The organism is Rhodococcus sp. R1101 (assembly GCF_000278445.1).
Lineage (GTDB): Bacteria > Actinomycetota > Actinomycetes > Mycobacteriales > Mycobacteriaceae > Rhodococcus > Rhodococcus gordoniae.
Genome location: NZ_AJVB01000471.1, coordinates 1 through 3,017, shown reverse-complemented (window position 1 = coordinate 3,017; position 3,017 = coordinate 1). Strand labels below are relative to the sequence as shown.

Genomic DNA, 3,017 nt, shown 5'->3' with positions numbered 1-3,017 from the left:
CGCCGCCGGTGGGGTGCGCGAACGGAAGCTGAGCGAACCGGAAGCGGAGGTGCTGTTGAGCCTGCTCGACGCGGCGTTGTCGGCGCGAGTCCCCGTGAGGGGCCGGGTGCGCAGCGACGATGTCGCCTCCGGCACCCAGAACGGGGTCGAGCTCACACTCCGCCCGAGCGGCGAGTCCACCGTGGTGCACACCGCACGGGGGCGCCTGTATCTGGACGGTCTGTCGGTGGAGGTGCGGTGAGGGCGCGTTCGATCCCGTCGGTCGAGTTGGATTCGTATCAGCGTGCTGCCCGGCTGGTGCTCACCCACCATCTCGTCACCGCGACCTTCCCCGACCGTGCGGCGCTGGCGACGGTGCGCCGCTGGGCCACCGAGTTGCGCGACGATCTGCTCGCCACCTTCGGATACCGGCTCGAGGTCACCGAGACCACCGCGCGGCTGTTCACCGTCGCCGATCGTCTCGACGCGGGTGCGGGCACGTCGACGCACACGGGTCGGCCGTTCGACCGTCGCCGGTACGCCTATCTCGCGTTGGCGATTGCGGCGCTCGGTCGTGGTGCCGGCCAGATCACCCTGTCCGAACTCGCCGAGCACGTCGCCTCCGAGGCGGGTCGGGTGAACGGTGTCGAACTCGAGACCGAACGCGCCGCCGATCGCGATGCCTTCGTCGACGCCGTGACCTGGCTCGGTGTGCGCGGCGCTATCACTCTCGCCGACGGTGATGCCGGTGGGTGGGCGAGCGACCCCGAGCGCGGTGAAGCGCTCTACGATGTCGACCGTGCGGTCGTGCACGCCCTGTTCCGGCCACCGCGGGCGTTGCAGCATCTCGAATCGGTGCGCGGTCTGCTCGGCAATGCGGGTGCCCCGCATTCGGATACGGCGGAGGTTCGGCGGCGGGTGCGACGCGCAGTGGTACAGCGCCCCGTGGTCTACGCCGACGACCTCGAGGAGGACGAGGCGCTGCAGCTGGCGTTGCGCCGCACCACCGACGACGTGGAGTTGCTGACCGGCCTCGTCTGCGAGCGTCGCGCCGAAGGCGTTGCGCTGGTGGACACTTCGGGACGACTGTCGGATCTTCGGTTCCCGAACACCGGGACGGTCGCGCAGGTCGCCCTGCTGCTGGCCGGAGAGATGTGCGACCGCGTCCTCGACCCCGACGCCCCGGCCCCGCCCCGGTTGCCGGTCCCCGCCGAGGCACACGACGCCCTCGTCGCCGCCGTCGATGCCGCGATCCCGAGGTCGACGGTGTTCACCCCGCTCGCGCTGTCCGACACTCCGATACCGCACGAGCAGACCGAGAACGACGACACTCGCGCACCGCTCGAGCATCCTTTGCTCGAGGATTCGTGGCTGGCAGGCACCGTCGGGCGTCTCGTCGACATCTACGGCCGGACCTTCGCCGCGCAATGGCAGGCCGACCCCGCCGGACTGACCGAAGCCGCGGTGGACATGCTCGACCGGCTGCGGCTGGTGGCCCGGGTGGCGGGCGGGGTGCTCGTCCTGCCCGCGATCGCGCGCTTCCGCGGCGTGACGGTCAGTGTGCGGGAACGGGATCCGGAGATCGACCTGTTTCCCGAGCCCACCCCGCCGACAGTCCCCGACCCTGATACGACCCCGACGGAGATCTCATGAGCAGCGCCCGATTCCGCCCCACGCGTGCCGGGATCATCAACCTGTGGGACTACCGCGACCAGGAGTTCTCGTTCGCCGACGGACGACTGGTGCTGCGCGGACCGAACGGGTCGGGCAAGACGAAGGCCCTCGAGGTGCTGTTCCCCTTCGTGCTCGACGGCCGCATCGAACCGCGACGCCTGAACCCGTTCGCCGGCGAGGAACGCACCATGCGCTCGAATCTGCTGTACCGGGGGCAGGACAGCGCCCACTCCTATGTGTGGATGGAATTCTGCCGCGGTCGCGCCGACGACCCGGAGGCCGTCACCGTCGGCATCGGCATGCGCGCCACCCGCGGCAACGACAAGGTCACCCGCTGGCACTTCGTCGTCGACGGCCGTGTGGGCGTGGACTTCTCACTCCTCGACGACGAGGACCGCCCGCTCACCCGCAAGCAACTCGCCGACCGGATCGGGGCCGACGCGATCACCGATCGCCCCGTCGACTACCGGGGCGCGATCGACGCACGCATGTTCGGACTGGGCGCGCAACGCTACGACCAGCTGATCAACCTGATCTTGACGCTGCGCCGCCCGCAGCTCGCCAAGAACCTCGATCCGAAGGGCTTGTCGCAGGCCCTGACCGACGGACTCCGCCCCCTCGACGACGACCTCATCGTCGAGGCCGCCCGCTCGTTCTCCGCCATCGAGGAAGTCGAGCGCACACTCGAATCTCTCGCGGCCGCCGACGACGCGGCGCAGCAGTTCGTCAAGGTGTACTCGAAGTACATCCGTCAGCAGGCCCGCACCGCTGTGGACAAGGTCGCCATTCGTCTCGGGGTGGTCGACACGGCGGTCCGTTCGCTGCGTGAGTCGTCCGAGGCCCGCACCGAGGCCGCCGCCGCACGCACCGCCTCGGAGGAACAGCTCCTGGTGGCCGAACGCGACCACGAACAAGCGCGCACCACCCTCGAGGCACTCCACCGCTCGAGCGCCTACGAAGGCAAACAGCAGCTCGACGACCTCGCGTCGGCGGTGAAGAACCTCGAGCGCACCACCGCCGCGCAGGCCGAGCAGGCGAACCGCGCCCAGGCCGTGGTGGCCGACCGGCTCCGCGATCACGACAGTGCCCGCGACGCGCTGGAGACGGCGACGGCGATGCGCCGTCGCACCGAGGACGGGTTGAGTGCGGCAGCCGAGGACGCCGGCATCACGTGGAGAGGTCTCGACGGCATCGAACGGACCGAGCAGCTCAACGCGGCGGTCGACGCGCTCGCCGAGGAACGTGACGCCGACGTGCGCGCCGTGCGCAGTGCACTGTCCCATCTCGACGGTGCCGCCGCGGCGCGATCACGGGCCGAAGCCGCGGCGGTGCGTGCCCGAGCGCAACGCGACACCGCGTCGGCC

Annotated in this window: 2 protein-coding genes and 1 pseudogene; all 3 read left to right on the top strand. The window is 70.5% G+C overall.

Annotation, left to right across the window (positions count from 1 at the left end):
• A partial coding sequence (locus tag R1101_RS0120065; protein ID WP_026003503.1) for a DUF2397 family protein occupies nt 1-241 on the top strand: 241 nt, incomplete at its 5' end.
• A complete protein-coding gene (locus tag R1101_RS0120060) occupies nt 238-1,632 on the top strand; it encodes a TIGR02678 family protein (protein WP_016935091.1) in 1,395 nt (464 codons plus the stop codon). The genes R1101_RS0120065 and R1101_RS0120060, both read left to right, overlap by 4 nt.
• Nucleotides 1,629-3,017, top strand: a pseudogene (locus tag R1101_RS0120055) (TIGR02680 family protein); the annotation flags it as partial. The gene R1101_RS0120060 and the pseudogene R1101_RS0120055, both read left to right, overlap by 4 nt.